Below are 18,502 nucleotides of genomic sequence, written 5' to 3'. Positions count from 1 at the left end.
TCAGCCGTTGAGCAGTCCGACGACCTGCTCCGAGAAGCTCTTGGCCGTCAGGGTCGGCAGCGACTCCCTGCCGAACAGCTTGGTGACCAGCAGCGGCAGCCTCGAGCCCACCTCCGGCGAGGAGTAGATCGCCTTCGGCGTGCCCCAGCCGACCTTGGTCAGATCGTTGAACCAGCCGCCGTGCGGCGGGTCGTTGTTCTCGGTCGCGATGCTCTCCAGCCCAGGCAGGGTCGGCAGCGCATTGCCACCACCGGAAAGCCGGAACTTCTGACCCTCCAGATTGGTGTAGTCGCTGACGAACAGCTGGGCCGCCTCGGGATTCTTGGCCTTGGCGTTCACCGCGATCGAGGAGGTGCCGACCGGCACGCTCGGAATCGACTTGCCGTCCTCCGACGGCAGCACGACCAGGTCGTAGTCCACCTTGGCCTTGACTTTCCGCAAGTTCGGCAGTACCCACCGACCATACGACATGGTGGCGAGCTGGCTCGCGTAGAACATGGCATCCACGCCCTGCCCCTTGGGCAGCGACCCACCGAACAGCATGGTGCCGCTCTTCAGCTGCTCGATGATCCACTCCAGCGTGGCCTGGGACTTGGCATCGGTGTCGAACACCGCCTTGCCGTCCTCGTCGAACAAGGTGCCACCCTGGGCGCTGAGCCAGCCCATCCAGAAGCCCCACCAACCGGCCTCGATGACGTTGCCGGCCTTGCCGGTGGACGCCTTGACCTTGGTCAGCAGATCGCCGAACGCGTCGAGCGTCCACGTGCCCGCCTCCTGCTGGGCCGCGGGGTCCTCGACGCCAGCCTCGTTCAAGATGTTCTTGTTGAACCACAAGACGATCGGGTTGCAGTCGTTGGGCAGACCGTAGACCTTGCCGTCCGGACCCTTCATCCACCCAGTCAGACCGGCGAAGTGGTCAGTGAACTGACCGGTGGCCTGGTCAGAGGCGAGGAAGTCGTCCAACGCCAGCACGTTGTTGGTCTCGATCATCTTGGTCAGCTGATCGTCGCCGGCGTAGAAGGCGTCCGGTGCCGCGCCTCCGGCCAGCTGGGTCATCAGCTTGGCCAGGTAGTCGCCGACCACCAGCTGGAAGGTGGCGTTGACGCCAGTTCGCTCGTTCCACTGCTTGGTGTACTCCCGGAACCGCTCGGCCTCACCCGGGTTCGCCCAGGCGCTCCAGGTCATCGAGCCGGATGCCTTGCGGCCCGATTCCCCGCTGTCGCTGGACCCGGAGCTCGCGCTGTTGCCGCAGCCCGCCAGCAGCGCGCCCCCGCCGGCCACGCCGGCTCCGGCCAACGCGCTGGTCGTGAGGAAGCGGCGTCGTGAGAGTCGCCGGATCTGGTTGTAGGCGTGGTCAGCCATAGGTTCGTTCCTCCTTGAAGCGGGACAGCACCCAACTGTGCTGAATCCGTTTAGCACGTCGCACGCTAGCAGTGGACAGCCGCTTCGGGGAAGAGGTGCTAAACCGATTCGACCTGGTGAATTTGTTCCTTTCGGCGCGGTCCGGTCGCGGGAAGCCGACCCGCGGGAGGCCGCTCAGTTCTCCCGGGCGCCACGGGGGGTGATGGCCATGTGGATCCGGTAGCGATCCGCGCGATACCAGGACGTGGACAGCTCGATGGCGCGGTCCCCGGCATAGGTGACCCGTTCCTGCACCAGCAGCGGCGCTCGCTTGGTGGTGCCGAGGACCCGAGCCTGCTGGGCGTCCGCAGATTCAGCCCGCACGGTCTGCTCCCCGCTGGTGACGACCACCCCGTACTCGCTGGCGAACACGTCGTAGAGCGAACCCAGCTCTCGCTGCAACAGCCCCGGGAACAGGATCGAGGGGTAGTAGCCGACCTCGTACGCCATCGGCGTGCCGTCGGCCGTGCGCAGCCGCTCGACCCGGACCACTGGTCTCCCGGGCCGGATCCGCAGCGCGTACGACACGTCGTCGGCGGCGGCCTCCTCGCTCGCCGACAGCACGACGGTGGCCGGCAGCAGCCCGCGGTCGCGCATCTCGCGGGAGAACGAGGTGAGGTGCAGCCGAGAGTCGATCTGCGGGCCGGTGACGTAGGTGCCTTTGCCGTGCACCCGCTCCAGGACACCGGCCTCGACGAGATCGGCGATCGCCTGGCGTACGGTCACCCGACTGACGCCGAGCCGGACCACCAGCACCCGCTCCGACGGGATGGCGTCACCGGGGCTGAGCTCGGCCTCGATCAGCTGCTCCAGGATCGCCCGCACCTGCGCACGTTTGGTGGTGGCCGAGCCGAGCGGCCGCTCCACCCGATAGCCGCCGTACGAACCGCCGCCAAGCTCTCGCTGCACGCTGTCTCCTCACCCGGACTCCTGATCCGAAGTCGCTCACCGAGTCACGCCGTTGGTCACATAAGACCACCGCAGACCAGTATGTACCAGTTCACCCATCTTCGGGAGCGGTCCAGGACTCGATCGGGACGTACTGCGAGACGTTGTCCATCCGGCGCTGCGCGGCGGCGACCTCCCGGACGGACTGTTGGACGAGGCTGCGGTCGATCGGCGACAGATCATCGAGGACCATCAGGTCGGTCGGCCGGATCCCATGTCGTAGCTGATTCAACTGGTAGCGCAGCCGCAGCCGCTGCAACACCTGGAACGCCTCGACCAGGTTCGCAGCCCGGGTGGCCGGCAGCATGGCCGAGCCAGCGGCATCCTCCAGCCGGGTGACCGTGGAGAGCGCCGACGAGCCGACACTCGACGCCGACCACCTGGCCAGGTTGACGACCGGCAGGATCGCTCGCCGCTTGATGTCGAACGAGTCATCGCGGCCGCGGAGCGTATCGAGCATCGTGTTGCGCTTGGCCCGACGCGCCAGCGACTCCTGCAGCAGCAGCCGCATCGTGCCGGGGTGGCGCCGCAGGTCCGTGAACACCTGAGCCACCCCGAGCAGCGCCGGGTCCCCGAAGATCGCCCGGCCATCCACCAGCAGCGAGGCCATCACGGCGCCCTTGTTCTTGCCGGGATCCGACATCCAGTCCAGGGCCGCCGCACGCCAGGCCTTGCTGGTGCGCGAGAACGGCGCATGAGCCGCGGTGGCACCGTGATGATCCCCGCTCAGGCCGGCCTTGCTCAGCACGGCATGGACCTCGCCGAAGGCGCGACGATAACGGTCGTGCTCGGGCTCGGGCAGATCGTCGGCGAAGGCGACTGCGGTATCGGCGTCCGAGCTCGGCACCGCTTCGCGCCGCCCGTTGCTGCCCAGCGAAAGCCAGGCGAATGCGTCGAGAGACAGCCCAGGATGCTCCTCGAATACCAGCGTGATCGCCCGGCGGATGAGGGCATCGATCATCGTCGAATAGATGCTGATCACCCGGTCCGGGGTCAGTCCACCGGCCAGCAGATGGTCGAGGGTGCTCAGCACCCGACGCCCTCGGGCAACCAGTTCCTCGATGTCGGGAGCCCGACGCAACTGCTCGTGCAAAGAGACGCCGGCCGTGGTCGGCGAAACCGCAAAGTCCCGCGGCGCCACCACACCACACAACCGGCCGGCGGCGTCGGTGACCACCAGGAAGTCCTGCTCGGACTCCAGCAGCAGGATCAACGCCTCCGTCGCGGAGTCGCCGAGGTGCACCGCCGGGGCTGGCTCATCCAGGAGATCGCCGACCGGCGTCGTCGCAGCGCGCCCAGCGACGATCAGCTCACGGCGCAGCGCCGCGTCGCTGACGACGGCGTACGTTCCTTCCCCGCGGCCCACGACCGCGTACCCCCGGCCGGCCTCGGTCATCTGCCGGGCGACCTCGTACGCCGAACTCGACGCCTCCACGACCAGCGGCTGATGGCTGATCAGGTCGTCGATCAGACTGTACGTCGGGTGCTGGGTGCCTCGCGCGATCGCCGAGGAGACGTGCTCGGCAAGGAACTTGGCGCCCTCGGGAGAGGTGAGCGCCGGCCCGACGACTGCAGCTGGAATGGCTGCCACGGTGGTCGGGCCCGCCGCGACGGCCCGTGGGCCGACTGAGCGCTCGGTGAGCATGGAGGAGAACCCGAAGACCGCACCGGCCCGGAGCCGCTCGTTGGGCAGCTCCAGGATGCGGTCCCGCTCGTTCCACAGGTCGACCTGACCATCGACGACGACGAACATCTCGCTGTTCGGATCCCGGAAGGCGTCGAGGATCAGCTCACCGGCCTGAAACCGCTCGACCCGGGCTGCCGCCGCCATACTGGCGACGGCATCCGGGTCGAGGGAGGCAAAGGGCTGATAGGCGAGCAGGAAGTCCGCCAGTTCAGTCGCAGTCGTATCCACAGAATGGATCCTGCCGGATTCAGCCGGTTGCTCAGCTCCCCGGGGTCGGCGGGGCCGGGATCTTGTAGCCCGAGGGCCGCACGGTCTGGTCGAGCGCCGCCTTCCAGGAGCCATCGGCGATGTACTCCTTGAGCGCAGTGTTGACCTGCTCGACCAGCTCTGTGTTGCCCTTCTTGATTCCGACGCCGTAATTCTCGTCCGAGAAGCCCTTGCCCACGACCCGGAGCTTGCCCTTGTACTGCGGCTCTGCGGCGAACCCGGCCAGGATCACGTCATCTGTGGTGACTGCGTCGACCTCGCTGCGATTGAGGGCATCGACACACTCGGAGAATCGCGCGTACTCCCGCAGTTCGATCTTGCCCTTGTACTGCTCCTTGACCAGAGCCGCCGACGTGGTGCCGGTCACCGAGCAGAGCAGCCGGCCGTCGAGGGTCTTCGGCCCGGTGATCTCCTCCTCGTTGCGCCGGACCAGCAGGTCTTGATGGGCGACAAAATACGGCCCCGCGAAGTCGACCACCTGCTTGCGCTCATCGGTGATCGAGTAGGTGGACAGCACCAGGTCGACCGCACCGCTGGCGAGCAGATTCTCCCGATTGGCCGGATTCGCCTCGACCCAGTTGATGTTCTCCTCCGTAACCCCGAGCGACTTCGCGATGTACGTCGCAGTGATCACGTCGAAGCCGGTGTATTTGTCGCCATCCTGCATGCCCAGCCCAGGCTGGTCGAAGGAGATGCCGATCCGCAGACTGCCACCCGGACTCGCGCCCGGCACCAGAGACGGATTGGGGTTGGGCCCCTCGCTGGAACCGCACGCGGCCAGCGTTGCTGTGCAGACGACCGCGACCGCGGCGGCCAGCACCTTGCCGATCGTGGACTTCATCACTTCGCCTCCGGGTTGGGCTGGTCATCGTTCTCGTTGCTGTCCAGGACGTCTGGTGTGGCTCCCGCGCCGTACGTCGGGCCGCTGTCGGACCAGACCGGCGCGATCCGGCCGTTGGTGTGGGCCATGACGCCGGGCTTGGCGACCTTCCAGCCGATGGCCAGCAGCGCGATGATGATCGGGATGCCGAAGACCACCACCAGGAAGTTCGTCTTGTGCCAGAAGTACGGCGACGACTGCCAGCCGGAGATCAGCATGCCGACCAGCACGAACACCAGGAATGCCAGGCCGATGTAGCTCGTCCACGGATAGCCGGGAGCGGGGAACTTGCTCGGCGGGATGACGCCCTTGTTCACCAGACTGCGCAGCCGCAGTTGGCACAAGAAGATCGTCGACCAGGTGAACACGATGCAGATGGCGGAGGCTTCCAGAGCGATCTCGAAGGCGTCGGGTGCCACCGCGTTGAGCACGGCACCGAGGATGAAGGCCACCGACGTCATCACGATGCCGGCCCACGGCACGCCTTGGCTGCTCATCTTCAAGGTGAAGGCGGGCGCCTGCTTGGACATGCCGAGGCTTCGCAGCACCCGCCCGGTCGAGTAGAGACCGGAGTTCAAGCTGGACATCGCCGCGATGATCAAGATCGCCTGGATCAGCGCAGCCATCCAGTTGAGGCCCATCCGGTCGAAGACCGTGACGAATGGGCTGGTGCCGGCGGTGTACTCCTGGGTCGGCAGCATGCAGACCAGCAGGAGGATCGAGCCGCAGTAGAACACCGCGATCCGGAAGATGACCGCGTTGACCGCCTTGGGCACCTCCCGCTCGGAGTCCTCCATCTCGCCGGCGGCGACGCCGACCATCTCGATCGCGGCGTAGGCGAAGACGACGCCGGACATGACCAGCAGCGGCCCGTACCAGTTGTAGGGATCCATGGTCGGCCAGAAGCCACCCGGGTTGCTCCACAGGTTGGAGATCCCTGCCTTGTGGTCGCCGACGTTCATGCCGAAGACGACGACGATGGTGCCGACCGCGAGGAAGACCACGATCGCGCCGACCTTGCCGATCGCCGCCCAGAACTCGAACTCACCGAACGCGCGAGCCGACAGCAGGTTGATGCTGAGCACCACGGCCAAGGCGACCAGCACCGTGACCCAGGTCGGCAGCGTCGGGAACCAGTACTGCATGTAAAGACCGACCGCGGACAGCTCCGCGATGCCGGTCAGCGCCCAGTTCAGCCAGTAGAGCCAGCCGGTGACGAAGGCAGCCCGCTCGCCGAAGAACTCCCGCATGTAGGAGACGAAGGCGCCCGAGGTCGGACGGTGCAGGACGAGCTCGCCGAGCGCCCGCATCAAGAAGTAGGCGATCACGCCGACGAAGGCGTAGCTGAGCAACAGCGCGGGGCCGACGTTGTGCAGCCGCGAGGCAGAGCCGAGGAACAGTCCGGTGCCGATGGCGCCACCGATGGCGATCATCTGCACATGGCGACGTCCGAGGGTCTGCTTGTATCCGACCTGCTCAGCGTTCAGATGAGCACTGGGGTCATCACTTGGTCTGGTGTCGACTTGTGTCATGAGGTTCCTTCGGTTTCGGGGGGAGAAGGGGGAAAGAGACCGGGTGAGGAGGGGGAAAAGACCGGGTGGAGGGAAGGAAAATGGATCTGCGCGCACCGAGAACTGCAGTTCCGGGAGTTTGGCCAGATCGTGCTGGCTGAGGGAACTCGACTCGGTAGGGCGACGGTCGGTCGAGCGACGTTGATCAGCCGGACGATATTCGATCGGACGACGGGGATGAGACGGTCAGTGACCGGGTGACGATCTCGACCACCTGATCCAGGTGATAGCGCATGGCGTCCTCAGCCTCACCTGCGGATCCGCGGGCGATGGCTGCGGCGATGCTGCGGTGTTCGGCATCGCCTTCGGCGCGACGACCGTGCGACTGCTCGTTCACCATCGCCGACTGGATGGACATCGCCGATCTGATCGATCGGATCACCTCGGCGAACACGGGATTCTTGGATGCCTCGGCGATCGCGAGGTGGAAGGTGACGTCGAGCCCGTTCCAGACCTTGAGGTCTGTCTCGGCGTCCATCCGCTCGATCAGGTCCTGGATGTGTGCAAGGTCCTCCTCGGTACGACGGAGTGCCGCGAGACCGGCTGCGGGCACTTCGATGTGCGGCCGGACTTCGAGCAGATCACCGGCTGAGTAGTTGCCGAAAACCAGCTCGTGGGGGCGTCGGCCCACCACGAACGTGCCTCGGCCGGTACGGGTGACGGTAAGACCGAGGGCCGCGCTCGCCCTCAGCACCTCTCGGATCACCGAGCGACTCACCGAGTACTGGGCTGCGAGCGACGACTCCGACGGCAGCCGATCGCCGACCCGGATGATGCCTGCCTCGATCGCGTCCCGAAGATCGTCCAGCACGTAACCGACAGCTGATTGCCGGGGAAACACGGGACGCATACCTGTACGGCTGTCAGACAGGTATCCCATGTGGCAAGACTGGCAGCTTCCTGAGAATTTGGCAAGGGTTTCCTTGTGACAGGGATTGGTCGGTCACGTAACGACTGTCCGAGCCCAACCGAGTTCTGTTCCACGGTCCCCGTGTGGCGTGGACCGTGGAACAAAATCGCGGGCGTCAGCGAGGCAGTGCGAAGACAGCCACGGTGCGGCCCGGGACGGTGAAGGTCCGCGTCGAGGCGTCCCAGGTCGAGGTCTTCACCACCGGGTCAGACCCGCCTGCCTGGACCGGGGACAGCGTCCAATTGCCGGTCAGGCCCGGCACCTGCTGGGCGATCTCGGTTGGCGAGGTGTTGAACACGACCACAACTCCCTGCAGCCGGCGATCAGTCTTGTGACCCACTGTGTCGTCGATCCGCATCACGATCACACCGTCGTGGGCGGCGCCGGTCCCCGAGACCGGGAACGTCACCTTCTGCTTGATCGCGGTGGCAGACCCGAGCCGGAACAGCGGCGTGGAGAACCGTAGCCGCAGCAGATCCTGAGCCTGGGCTGTCGCGGTCGCGACCTCGGCGGCCGAGGGCTTCAGCGCCGGATCGGCCAGCAGCGGCTCCTGATACTTCCACTTCGCCTCGTTGTCGGCCTTGGGCGGCAGGCCGTGACCGAAGCCGTTGTCCGCGCCGGTCCAATCGAGGGTGTTGAACCAGTCCCCGGAGTTGTAGGAGTTCCGGTCCAGGCTCTTGCTGCGCAGCAGGTCGGTTCCGGCGTGCCAGAACGCGGGCGTCTGCGCCAACGCGGTGAACGACAGCGCCACGGTATTGGCCCGGACCCGTTGCTCCATGGTCGTGTCCGTGGGCAGCTTGTAGGCGAGCTCGTCGAACAGCGCCTCGTTGTCGTGCGCGTCGACATAAGTGACGACCTCGTCCGGCTGATCGGCGTAGCCGGCCGGACTGCCGTTGTAGTCCACCTGGTCACCACGGACCCGCTTCCCGTCATAGCCGGTGAACTCGTACGCGCGCAGGTTGCCGGCCAACCCGAGCTGAACCAGGTCGGTGGAGTTGGCCAGCCGCTTGGCGACGGTGGCCGCGTCGTCGGGGTCGGTTCCGTTCGGGTCGGTACCGAGACCGGTGCCCAGGCCCTGCTTGCGCGGGTCGTCGTCGAACGGTCCGCCACCCCGGACCGCATCGCGCAGCCGGTCGGAGAACGTGCCGATGCCGGTGCCGCCGAGCTGGCCCTGGGTGGCCTGGACGAAGCGCGCGTTGTCGGCGACCTCGCCGAAGTTCCAGCCCTCGCCGTAGACGTAGATCGACTTCCCGTCGACGCCGTCGGAGCGCAGCGTGAGCTTGTCCAGCGCCGACCGGACCGCGAGCAGGTTCGCCTTGCTGTGATGACCCATCAGGTCGTAGCGGAAGCCGTCGACCTTGTAGTGCTTCGCCCACAGCACCGTCGAGTCGACCATGATCTTCTCGCCCATGGTGTGTTCGGTGGCGACGTTCTGGCAGCAGGTCGAGGTGGTCACCGCACCGCTGGCGTCGAGCCGCTGGTAGTAGCCGGGCACCACCTGGTCGAGCACCGAGGTCTTGGCGATGCCCGAGCTCGGCGTGTGGTTGTAGACCTGATCGAGCACCACCCGCAGACCGGCCGCGTGCAGCCCGGCGACCATCGTGCGGAACTCCGCCACCCGGGCACCGCCGTCGGCCTTGGCCGCCGAGGAGGCGTACGAACCCTCCGGGGCCATCCAATGCCACGGGTCGTAGCCCCAGTTGAACGCATCCTTGTCGGCCACCGCCGTCACACAGGCCTGCTGATCGGTGGCGTCCGGGGCATAGGAGCGCAGGTCGCAGTCCGGTGTCTTCTGATCGGCCGGGTCCTCCGGGATGGAGGCGATGTCGAAGGTCGGCAGCAGGTGGACGGTGTTCATCCCGGCCTGGGCGAGCGCCTGCAGGTGGCGCCAGCCGTCGCTCGTGGTGTCGGCGAAGGCCAGATAGCTGCCCCGGTGATCGGCCGGCACGGTCTTGTCGTTGACCGAGAAGTCGCGGACGTGCAACTCGTAGATGGTGGAATCGACCCCACGGGGCAGCGCCGGGCTGACCGAGTTGCGCCAGGCGGTCGGCTGGTAGCGCCGGTCGTCGAGGTCGATCGCCACCGAGCGGGTGGAGTCCAGGGTCAGCGCCACCGAATACGGGTCGGTGACCCGACCGGTCTCGATCTTCTGCGTTTGCGGCTGATAGGCCCTGATCTCGTACAGATAGCGGGCCCCGCGCACTTGCTTGGGCGGCCGGGCGGTCCACGATCCGTCGGACTGCTCCCGCATGGCGACCCGGGTGGCCGCTGAGACCGGAGCATCGGCGGACGAGTCAGCCGGCCAGAGCAGCAACGAGACTCGCTGGGCAGTCGGCGCCCAGACCCGGAAGCTGCCTCGATCGCCGTGCCAGTCGATCCCGTACGGCTGCTTCTTGGCCTGCTTGCCGTAGAGCGCGTCCAGCACGAGGGCGGTCTGCACACCGGTGCCGTCGCGCAGCCGGTACGCGTCGCTGTACTGGCCGATCACGACCTGACCTTTGAGCAGTTCCTTGACCCGCCGGTCGGAGCCGTCGAAGCGCAGGGCCAGATAGCCCTTCAGGTAGGGGAACTGCGTGGTCACCGACGACGGCAGCCCCTTGGGGTCGAACCGCAGATCGTAGCTCCGGTCGGCGTGGATGTGCTCGTTGTCGGCGGTGATGCCGGCGTTCGATGATGCCTGCAGCTGCCAGCGCATCATCCCCGGCTGGTCGGCGGCGGGGATCGCGTCGGCCGGCCAGGCGAGCAGCCCGGGCTGCACCCAGTACGCCTTCGCCTTGCTCAGATCGGTCGAGCTGGCCGGTTCGCTCACCACGACACTCGGCACGTGGGTCGTGGAGTCGTAGCGGAACTGCACGTTGAGGCCGTCAGCCGGCACATTGAACGCGACGTTCGGACCATTGGGCGCACCGCCCTCACCGTAGTTGACGTCCCAGCCCAGATTGAGGGCGACCTTGAACTCGTAGTTCCCGCTGGGGATGTCGCTGCCGGTCCAGGTGTAGATACCGTCGTCGTCGGGATCGCCCAGCCAGGCCCGCATGCAGGACGGCGCCCAATCCTCGGCGCACCCTTGCTCGGACTGGAAGCTGCCGGCCGCGACCACCAGATCGCCCTGGGCGGTGTTCTGGATGTTCTTGGTGCGGTGGTCGTAGTAGAAGCCGACCTCGCCGCCGGGCGCGGTGTAGTCGATGTTGGACCCATTCGGCACGCCGCCGGCGCCATAGTTCTCGTCCCAGGACTTGTTGATCGCCACCTTGTAGGAGTAGTCGCCGGCGGCGAGGTCGACGGTCGACTTCCAGATGTCGTCGTTCCCGTCGCGGGTCAGCTGAGCCTGCTCGCAGTCCGGCTGCCAGTCTCCCGGACAGCCCATCGCCGAGTTGTGGGAGCCAGGAATGGAGGCGAACTCGGGCTGGGTGACCGGCCCGCCGCCGTCTCCCGGTCCCGCCGTGTCGGTGCCCTTGGCGCCGACCACTCCGGAGGTGGTCGCCACCGCGTACCGGCCGCGGAGATCCTTGGCGACCATCCGGTACTCCACCAGGGCGCCCTTGGGTAGGCCCGCGGTGTCGTGGTAGATCGCGTACGGCGCGGCGTCGTCGGTGCCGAGTGTCGTCCACGCTTTCGCGCCGGCCTTCCGCCAGGCGAAGGTCACCTGAGCGAACTGATCGTCACCGAGGGCTGCGCTGATCTTGGCCCGACCGGTGAAGTCGGCACCGCTGCCCGGGGCACGGGCGTAGAGCTTCGGCGCCGCGGCCGGAGCATCCATCCTGCTGCCGGCCCGCCAGACCGAGACGCTCAGCGCGGGCACCGTGACCTTCACCCGGCCGTCGGCGCGGGAGGTCACCGAACGGTCGGCGCCGTAGAGCGGCCGGTAGGTGGTCGAGTCGCCGTAGGTGTCGAAGTCGGCCGTCTTCGCCTCGGTGGCGTTGTTGATCGCCACGATGTATTCCCGCTGGGTGCGCCGATCGATCCTGCTGAAGGCGTAGATGCCGGGCCCGGCATCGGCGTACCGGCTGATCTGCGCGCCGTCGGCCAGCGCCGGATGCTGAGCACGCAGTGCCGACAGCTCCTTGATCAGCCGATACAGCGAGGTGTTGGTGCCGTAGCGGTCCTTCGAGCCGCCGGCCTGCTCGCCGTAGAGGTTCGCCTCGTCGGCGTACTGCTGGGTCTTGGTGGCGAACATGTCCTGGCGGGAGTCCTTGTCCCCGCCGGCACCGATGAAGCCCTGCTCGTCGCCGTAGTAGGTGACCGGCTGGCCACGGGTGAGGAACATCAGCTGATTGGCCAGCTCGACCCGCTGCAGCTTCTCCTGCGTCGTGAAGCCGGAGCCGATCAGGGCGGGCAGCCGGCCCATGTCGTGATTGCCGAGGAACGTGGGCAGCTGATAGGCGTTGGAGTCGGTGTCGGTGTAGTAGTCGTCACCGGCGAACAGGTCCCGCAGCACCGTGGCGTTCTTGCCTGCCGCGTACTGCTGTGCCGCGCTCTGGAAGCCGAAGTCCAAGGTGGCCTGCAGCTTGCCAGACGTGGTGTAGGTGCTCATGAAGGCGGGACTTGCGTCGTACACCTCGCCGAACATGAAGAAGTCCTTGTTTCCGGTCTTCCGGGCGTGATCGAGCACCGCCGGGGAGAACTGCTGCCAGAACTCCAGGTTCACGTGCTTGACGGTGTCGATCCGGAAGCCGTCGATGCCGAAGTCGGCCCAGGTCTGGTAGACCTTCGTCATCCCGTCGACCACCTGGTGGTTCTCGGTGAACAGGTCGTCCAGGCCGTAGAAGTCGCCGTACTCGGAGCTCTCGCCGGAGAAGGTGGAGTCGCCGCGGTTGTGGTACATCGTCGGGTCGTTCAGCCAGGCCGGCACCTTGACGGTCTTGTCCGCCTCGGTGCGGAAGACCGGAGTCCGCGGGAACGAGGTGTTGTCCGGCTTCATCGCCGGGAAGTCGTCCGAGGAGGCGTAGGTCTTGTCGTCGAACTCCTTGCCGTTCGCGTCCTTGTACGGCGACGTGCCCTTGTCGATGTAGGTGTACTCAGCCGGGTTGTAGTCGATCACGTCGGCGGTGTGGTTGGTGATGATGTCGAAGAAGACCTTCATCCCCTTGGCATGCGCCTTGGTGATCAGTGTCTTCATTTCGGCGTTGGTGCCCAGGTGCGGGTCGATCTGGGTGAAGTCGGTGATCCAGTAGCCGTGGTAGCCGGCGCTGGTGTCGTTGGCGCTGACCTGGACCGGTCGGTTCTTGAACGAGGGCGTCAGCCAGATCGCGGTCGTGCCCAGACCCTTGACGTAGTCCAGCTTCTCGGTCAGTCCCTTGAGGTCGCCGCCGTGATAGAAGCCCTTGTCAGTTGGGTCGAATCCGGTGGCCAGCCGATCGCCGGACAAGCCGCCGCGATCGTTGGCGGTCGACCCGTTGGCGAACCGGTCGGCCATCAGAAAGTAGAATCGCTCCCTGGTCAGGTCGCTGCGGAGGCTGTCGGCGGCCCGGCGCCGGTCATCGGAGGTGACGGTGTTGTCGAGGCCGATCGAGGTGATCGTGGTCAGATGCGTCTGGTCGTCGTAGACCACCCGGAGCCGGGTCTGGCCCGCCAGCACCAGCGGCCCGTTGTTCCCGCTGCCGTCGGGGCCGTAGCTCTCGTCCGAGCCACCGTTCAGCGCGAGCTTGTATTCCCACTCCCCCGCCGGCACCGTGAAGTCCTTGCTGTAGGTGGTGCCGGCCGGGTCCTTCGCCAATCGGGTCGCCGCACAGTCGGGCTGCCAGTCGGCCGAGCAGCCGAGCTCGGATTGGAGACTGCCGACCAGGGTGGCGGTCCGGTCGGCCGCATGGGCGTTGGGAACGCTTGCGGGCAACACCACCAAGCCGAAGGTCGCGACCAAGGCGAGGCTGACCAGCAGAATCAGCCGGCGGGCAACGAGACGAATCGGGGAACGGCGCATGCAAAGACTCCTTCGTCACAAACGGAACAACTGCGCGGAGGATCCCCCGATACCCCCGATGCGACGACAGTAGATGTGACCACCGACACTGCGCAAGGCCCGTGAGCGGGAAGATGACGTGCCCGGCGTGCGGAGAAGCGATGAGTGAAGGTACGTCCCTCCGCCTTCGCGAAGAGCGACGACGTAGCCGGTGAACGCACGTCATCGTCGCGAGCGGGCCCATCAGGCAGCGCCCGGGAAGTCGACCGGGACCGCGTGTGGATGCACCTTCGCGACCCCGACAGCAGGCACAGTGATCCAGTGACCACGACCAAGGGCGTCTTCGCGGGGCGGGCCGCCCAGGTATCCGCCGCCACTCCGGCCAGTCGGCACCGCGTCGTCGACTTCCTCCGCGCCGCCGCCATCACGGTGGTGGTGCTCGGTCACTGGACGATCGTCGCGGTCGACCCGACGGGGATTCAGCCGCATGGCGTCCTCGACAATGCCCCCTGGTCGCATTCGTTGACCTGGGTGTTCCAAGTGATGCCGGTGTTCTTCCTGGTCGGCGGGTACGCCAACGGGCTCTCCTGGCGGTCCGCCCGTCGCAAGGGCGTCGGATACGGAGCCTGGCTGCGGGCCAGATTGCGACGACTCGGCATCCCGCTCATCCCGCTGCTGCTGGTCTGGCTGGCGGTCTGCTGGACGCTGCTCGCGGCCGGTGTCACGCCGGACCGGGTCAAAGTGGCCTCGCAGATGGCGTTGATCCCGACCTGGTTCCTGGCGGCGTACCTGCTGATCATCGCCGTGGCACCGGTCTGCCTGCTGCTGTGGGAGCGGTTCGGCTGGGCCTCGATCGCCGTCGGTGTCGTGCTCGCCGGGGTGGTCGATGTGATCAGCATCGGCACCGGCTCGGAGCTGGCGGGCTATCCCAACTACCTGATCGTGTGGGCGAGCTTCCACCAGTTCGGATACGCCTGGTTGGACGGGAGGCTCGCCACTTCGGGCCGCAAACTGCTGCTGGCCGCGGTTGGCGCCGTCGGCTTGCTGCTGCTCGTCGGGCTCGGCCCCTACCCGGTGTCGATGATCAGCGCAGCATCCGACGAGATCAGCAACTCCAACCCGACCCGGGTGACGATGGCCTTCCTCGGCATGCTGCAAGCAGGGCTGGTGCTGCTGGCTGAGCGACCGCTCACCCGCTGGCTGCAACGTCCCCGGGTCTGGTTCGTCACCGTCATGTTCAACGCCCGGATCATGACCTGGTTCTTGTGGCACCTCACCGCAATGGTCGGCCTGGCGTCCGCGCTGGTCGCGTTCGGCGGGATCGGACTGAGGCTCGAGCCGCTGAGCTTGGCCTGGTGGCTGGCTCGCCCGCTGTGGTGGCTGGTGCTGCTGGTGATCACGTACGGGCTGGTGCTGATCTTCGGTCGGTTCGAGTCCCCGCGACAAGACGATCGGCCTGCTCCAGCTGCGTGGCGACCGGTCGCAGCGGCGACCTGTGTCTGCGCCGGGCTGGCTGTGCTCGCGTCCTCAGGAATGGTGGGGGCTGCTGGGCTGAACCCGGTCTGGCCGCTGCTGCCGGTCGCCGGTCTGGCGGTCTTCGGCGTTCTCCAGCCATTCCGGCTCACTAGGTAGATACCGCCGCCGCATGCCCATCCGATCGCTCAGCCGATCACCGGACGCGACCACCGACACGACGACTACCACGACGAAGGCCACCACGCAGATCCACCGCAGCACCATCGTCAAGGCTTCGCTGAACTCCAGCCCCATCGTCGACTCCTCCGCCGGGCCCCTGACCTGATAACGCGGAGATTAGTGATCACCGGCCACGTACAGACCACGGTTGGGTGACGCCCACGTGTCGAGTGGGTGACCGGTCAACGGTTCGGAGGTCCGGCCCACTGCCGCGACCGCTCATACATCGCGATCTCTCGATCAGGGAGTCAACCCAGCAGTGCGGGCACATCCGTCTGAGAGAAGTCATCGCCCTTGTAAAGAAGGTTGCCGCGCAACGCCCGCACGAGCGCGTACGAGAAGCAATCACCGAGGTTGAGGCGTGCCGGGTGGCAACCCTTCCCGAATCGCCGCCACGCCCCCCAGGCACGGTCCGCCTGGTCAGCCGTCACGGCCTCCACCCGAATGGACACCCTGGCAATGAGAGTCTCCAAGTCGGCAGCCGCATCGGGCCCCTTGCGAGACTCCAGCACGATGCGTGTCTCCACGAGCGAGACCGCACTCATATGCAGGTCCCCGATGTTGCGGGACAGCGCGTCGGCATACCGCGAGGCGTCGGGCTCACCGAGCAGAACGGCGAGCACTGCCGATGTGTCGACGACGACCGTCATCGAGGCAGACCGTCGTCGCCGTACCCGAGGATCTCCTCAGCCGAACGTACGTCGAGATCAGGGCGTGATCGCGCCCGTTCGATCAGATCACCGAGATCGACGCTTGCCGAACCGGCGTCGGCTCGAGCGCGAACTCGTTCGAGCCGTTCCTCAATCGCCCGGCGCGCCGCCACCGTGATCGACTCACCCGTGGCAGCGGCCAGTTCGCGCGCCAACCGGTCGGTCTCCGGATCCTTGATGTTCAACGCCATGCATCCACCATAGTAGGCAGAAAAGAAGATAACTAGGAAGAATCACCTCGGTGGGTCCGCCCACTGGAGCGCCCAGTGGTACATCGCGATCGCTGCCGCCGCTCCCGCGTTCAGCGAGCGCGTCGAGCCGTACTGGCTGATCGCCACCAACTGCTGACAGACCGCGACCAGCTCGGTGGTCAGACCAGGTCCTTCGGACCCGAAGACCAGGCAGACCCTCTCCGGCAGCCGAGCGGTCTCCAGCGGCACCGAGCCAGGCAGGTTGTCGACGCCGACGATCACGTACGACTCCGCGGCCATCACCTCGACGAACTCGGCCACGGTGGCGTGGTGGTGGACGTGCAGATATCGATCGGTGACCATCGCGCCGCGCCGGTTCCAGCGTCGCCGCCCCAGGATGTGCACCCCGGCCACGTTGAACGCGTTGGCTGTGCGGACGATCGACCCGATGTTGAAGTCGTGCTCCCAGTTCTGGATCGCCACCCGTAGCGGATGTCGCCGAGTGTCGAGCTCAGCGACGATCGAGTCGACGGTGCGGTAGCGGAAGGCATCGGGGACATTGCGTCGATCGCCCTCGGCCAGCAGGTCGGGATCCCACTGCGGGCCCTCCGGCCACGGCCGCGGGTGCGGACCCACCCCGTACGCGTCCGCCGGGCCCTCCGGTGGCGGACCCAGGCTCGCCTCGTCGTTCTTCAGGTTTCGCACAGGCCGGAACGGTATCCTTTGGCTGGTGAGTTTGCTCGACGCCGCCCTGCTGACGCCGATGCTGTTGCCGTCGTGGATGGACCCTGAGGCGCTGATCGCCTTCTTCGGACCGTGGGCCCTGTGGGGGGTCGCCTTCGTCATCTTCGCCGAATGCGGGCTGTTCGCCATCCTGCCCGGCGATTCGCTGCTGTTCACCGTCGGACTGCTGACCGCGACCGGAATCATCCAGCACTCGCTGTTCTTCGTCTGCGTGGTGCTGACCGTCGCCGCCGTACTCGGCAACGTGACCGGCTACTGGTTGGGGCGGCTGATCGGTCCCCCACTGTTCAAGCCCCGGTCCGGGTTCCTGGGCCAGATCTTCAAGCAGTCCTACGTCGACAAGACCCACGTCTTCTTCGAGAAGTACGGCCACCGGGCCCTGATCCTGGCCCGGTTCGTGCCGATCGTGCGTACCTTCGTCACCCTGGTCGCCGGCGTCGGCAAGATGGACTTCCGCAAGTTCATCACCTACACCGCGATCGGCGGCATCCTCTGGGCGTGCGGGATCACGATCCTCGGCTACTACCTGGGCACGCAACCGATCATCCACGACAACCTCGAGGCCGCGATCCTGCTGATCGTGTTCGTCTCGGTCATCCCGATGATCGTGGAGTATCTGCTGCACCGGCGCCGGAGCCGGCAGCAGAAGGTCAGCAACTCAGCCGATCGCTGATTCTGCTGCGGCGTCAGCCGACCTGCAGATCGGCGAACGCGCTGCGGATCGGGGCCAGGAATTGTGGTGAGGTGTCCGGGATCGTGGCGTAGAACAGCCCGGCCTCGCCCTGCTGGCCCACGTCGATGACCACCACGATCATGGTCTCGCCCTTGGTCTTGATGCCAGGGATGTCGAAGGTCAGGTGGGACTCGATCAGGTACGCCTCGTGCCCGTCCACCGTGATCGCCTCGCGTCGGGTGTCACTCCGCTGGATCTCGTGATTGTTGTAGAACAGTGCCACGACGCAACCGGCCACGATCTCGGCGCCCTGCTCCGGGCCATAGAACCCGTCTCCCGCCATCAGCCGTGCGATCAATGCCCACGCGACCCAGATCGTCTCGCCGTCCGGGGACTGCTCGACCAGCGCATGCTGGGTCTGGACGTCGTGCGCGAACGGCGTCCGGTCGTCCGGCATCGGTCCGCCGAAAGGCGCGGGAAGTCTCGGATAGGAGAGCTGACCGCTGCGGACCCGATCACCGGTGCTCGGGCTGACCGACGAGTCCGTCTGCGATGAGCGCGGACAGGACTGCGGCGTCGGATCCGTGCCGGGAGGCTCGGGACCGTCCAATACGGCACCGCTGATCGACCGTACGACCAATGCAGCGACCACGACGACAACCAGCAGCACAGCGGCTCCGGCCACCCACCAGCCGCGGGCCTGCCTCGGCTGCACCGCCCCGGCGCCGACCTGCCCGCCCTCACCGAAGTTTTGTCCCGTGGTCCCCGCTTGAGGTGCACCACGGAACAAAGCCGGTGGTTGGGCGGACGGGAATGCGGCATTCGGGCGGTCGGCGGTTTGCGGGCCCCAAGCGTGACCGTCCCAGAACCGGTAGCGATCGGGCGTACCGGCCGGATCCGGATACCAGCCGGGCGGTGCGCTCACC

General features: G+C 66.7%; 14 protein-coding genes. 3 read left to right on the top strand and 11 right to left on the bottom strand.

What is annotated here, in order from left to right; genetic code table 11:
• The 7 genes from MLP_RS03125 to pulA form a co-directional block, all read right to left on the bottom strand.
• On the bottom strand, window positions 1–1,362 hold the full coding sequence (locus tag MLP_RS03125; RefSeq protein ID WP_013861553.1) for an ABC transporter substrate-binding protein: 1,362 nt from the start codon (window positions 1,360–1,362) through the stop codon (window positions 1–3).
• A 174-nt stretch (window positions 1,363–1,536) separates the two neighbouring features.
• Entirely contained in the window at window positions 1,537–2,310 is a 774-nt protein-coding gene (locus MLP_RS03120; RefSeq protein WP_013861552.1) for a GntR family transcriptional regulator, read from the bottom strand.
• Window positions 2,311–2,401: 91 nt separating this feature from the next.
• Window positions 2,402–4,264 carry a putative nucleotidyltransferase substrate binding domain-containing protein gene (locus tag MLP_RS03115; protein ID WP_013861551.1) on the bottom strand — a complete coding sequence of 621 codons (1,863 nt, stop codon included), beginning with the start codon at window positions 4,262–4,264 and terminating at the stop codon, window positions 2,402–2,404.
• A gap of 31 nt (window positions 4,265–4,295) precedes the next feature.
• Complete coding sequence (locus tag MLP_RS03110; RefSeq protein ID WP_041789665.1) at window positions 4,296–5,144, bottom strand: glutamate ABC transporter substrate-binding protein; 849 nt, start codon at window positions 5,142–5,144, stop codon at window positions 4,296–4,298.
• Entirely contained in the window at window positions 5,144–6,715 is a 1,572-nt protein-coding gene (locus tag MLP_RS03105; protein ID WP_013861549.1) for an amino acid permease, read from the bottom strand. Before MLP_RS03105 ends, MLP_RS03110 begins: the two co-directional genes overlap by 1 nt.
• A 184-nt stretch (window positions 6,716–6,899) precedes the next feature.
• Entirely contained in the window at window positions 6,900–7,634 is a 735-nt protein-coding gene (locus MLP_RS03100; protein WP_013861548.1) for a FadR/GntR family transcriptional regulator, read from the bottom strand.
• Window positions 7,635–7,779: 145 nt separating this feature from the next.
• Window positions 7,780–13,584: a pullulanase-type alpha-1,6-glucosidase gene (gene pulA, locus MLP_RS03095; RefSeq protein ID WP_013861547.1), complete on the bottom strand. Its 5,805-nt coding sequence runs from the start codon at window positions 13,582–13,584 to the stop codon at window positions 7,780–7,782.
• A 300-nt stretch (window positions 13,585–13,884) separates the two neighbouring features.
• Between pulA and MLP_RS03090 the strand changes: the two genes are divergently transcribed.
• Entirely contained in the window at window positions 13,885–15,195 is a 1,311-nt protein-coding gene (locus MLP_RS03090; protein WP_013861546.1) for an acyltransferase family protein, read from the top strand.
• Window positions 15,196–15,208: 13 nt separating this feature from the next.
• Window positions 15,209–15,364 (top strand): hypothetical protein, encoded by a 156-nt coding sequence (locus MLP_RS27825; protein ID WP_156821007.1) that lies wholly within the window; start codon window positions 15,209–15,211, stop codon window positions 15,362–15,364.
• A 142-nt stretch (window positions 15,365–15,506) separates the two neighbouring features.
• On the opposite strand, the gene MLP_RS03085 is transcribed toward MLP_RS27825, so the two are convergent.
• From MLP_RS03085 to MLP_RS03075, 3 genes are read right to left on the bottom strand one after another with little or no spacing between them, the layout of a single operon-like run.
• Window positions 15,507–15,908, bottom strand: coding sequence for a type II toxin-antitoxin system VapC family toxin (locus MLP_RS03085; RefSeq protein ID WP_013861545.1), 402 nt, complete (start codon window positions 15,906–15,908; stop codon window positions 15,507–15,509).
• A complete protein-coding gene (locus MLP_RS03080) occupies window positions 15,905–16,159 on the bottom strand; it encodes a type II toxin-antitoxin system VapB family antitoxin (protein ID WP_013861544.1) in 255 nt (84 codons plus the stop codon). Before MLP_RS03080 ends, MLP_RS03085 begins: the two co-directional genes overlap by 4 nt.
• Window positions 16,160–16,201: 42 nt before the next feature.
• Window positions 16,202–16,834: a TrmH family RNA methyltransferase gene (locus MLP_RS03075; protein ID WP_197536561.1), complete on the bottom strand. Its 633-nt coding sequence runs from the start codon at window positions 16,832–16,834 to the stop codon at window positions 16,202–16,204.
• A gap of 88 nt (window positions 16,835–16,922) precedes the next feature.
• On the opposite strand from MLP_RS03075, the gene MLP_RS03070 reads away from it, so the two are divergent.
• Window positions 16,923–17,576 (top strand): DedA family protein, encoded by a 654-nt coding sequence (locus MLP_RS03070; protein WP_172641536.1) that lies wholly within the window; start codon window positions 16,923–16,925, stop codon window positions 17,574–17,576.
• 13 nt (window positions 17,577–17,589) lie between these two features.
• Here the strand turns inward: MLP_RS03070 and MLP_RS03065 are convergent, their stop codons facing one another.
• A complete protein-coding gene (locus MLP_RS03065; RefSeq protein ID WP_041789664.1) occupies window positions 17,590–18,501 on the bottom strand; it encodes a DUF2510 domain-containing protein in 912 nt (303 codons plus the stop codon).
• Between the last annotated feature and the right edge of the window lies 1 nt (window position 18,502).

It is taken from the genome of Microlunatus phosphovorus NM-1, assembly GCF_000270245.1.
Taxonomy (GTDB): Bacteria; Actinomycetota; Actinomycetes; order Propionibacteriales; family Propionibacteriaceae; genus Microlunatus; species Microlunatus phosphovorus.
Note: the sequence above shows the minus strand (reverse complement) of the source record. Positions and strands in the feature narration are given on the sequence as shown.

Coding starts and splice junctions, on each gene's coding strand:
- MLP_RS03125 (WP_013861553.1), bottom strand. CDS start 1,362: ATGGCTGACCACGCCTACAACCAGATCCGGCGACTCTCACGACGCCGC.
- MLP_RS03110 (WP_041789665.1), bottom strand. CDS start 5,144: ATGAAGTCCACGATCGGCAAGGTGCTGGCCGCCGCGGTCGCGGTCGTC.
- MLP_RS03105 (WP_013861549.1), bottom strand. CDS start 6,715: ATGACACAAGTCGACACCAGACCAAGTGATGACCCCAGTGCTCATCTG.
- MLP_RS03100 (WP_013861548.1), bottom strand. CDS start 7,634: ATGGGATACCTGTCTGACAGCCGTACAGGTATGCGTCCCGTGTTTCCC.
- pulA (WP_013861547.1), bottom strand. CDS start 13,584: ATGCGCCGTTCCCCGATTCGTCTCGTTGCCCGCCGGCTGATTCTGCTG.
- MLP_RS27825 (WP_156821007.1), top strand. CDS start 15,209: ATGCCCATCCGATCGCTCAGCCGATCACCGGACGCGACCACCGACACG.
- MLP_RS03085 (WP_013861545.1), bottom strand. CDS start 15,908: ATGACGGTCGTCGTCGACACATCGGCAGTGCTCGCCGTTCTGCTCGGT.
- MLP_RS03080 (WP_013861544.1), bottom strand. CDS start 16,159: ATGGCGTTGAACATCAAGGATCCGGAGACCGACCGGTTGGCGCGCGAA.
- MLP_RS03070 (WP_172641536.1), top strand. CDS start 16,923: ATGCTGTTGCCGTCGTGGATGGACCCTGAGGCGCTGATCGCCTTCTTC.